Annotated in this window: 1 protein-coding gene; it reads right to left on the bottom strand. The window is 46.4% G+C overall.

Annotated elements, in window-relative coordinates; genetic code table 11:
- Window positions 1-92: 92 nt before the first annotated feature.
- Window positions 93-597 (bottom strand): putative inorganic carbon transporter subunit DabA (locus tag H8792_RS12340; protein ID WP_185979317.1); only part of this gene is annotated, 505 nt, incomplete at its 5' end.

Raw genomic sequence — 597 nt, forward strand, 5'->3', positions numbered from 1 at the left:
TGATGGTGATGATGACCGGTACGCGTAGAATCGAGACCGAGGAGAGGGTTAGGGATAGGCTTACCTTCAAGCTTCGAATTGAGCTCGCCCTTTCAGGCAGATTCCAACCACTGATTGTTAAAATAACGATGGATGCGACCATCCGGAGCCCAGCTAAAGCAATACAACCATTCATTATCAATTAAATGACGAACCACGTCATTCTCAGCGACGACTTGTGCAATCGTTTTCTGCGGTGCATCAATGTACACGCTCAAACGCAAAGGTTCGTGCATCCATTTCTCACCATTATGCAAAGACTGCATCGGCAACCCGATTCGTAAATCGCCGCCATTCCCTTCAAAAACACCGATGCAACCATCCACCACATTGTGCAGGACTTTATTCCCACTTCCATAAACGTGATTATCGCAGACAGATGCATAATATTGTAGGTTAATCCAGTTGGTCACCACCATCGGCGCGGTCATAATCAAGGTTAATAAACTGTTATCGGCATCTTGTTGCCAATCATAATCATGCAAAAAGGCACGCCCTTGAAAATCCACCCCTCTTGTTCTGGCGCGCGGCGCAACAATAAAAGCTGCATTATTGGAC

The sequence above is a fragment of the Thiomicrorhabdus heinhorstiae genome (assembly GCF_013391765.2).
Classification (GTDB): Bacteria; Pseudomonadota; Gammaproteobacteria; order Thiomicrospirales; family Thiomicrospiraceae; genus Thiomicrorhabdus; species Thiomicrorhabdus heinhorstiae.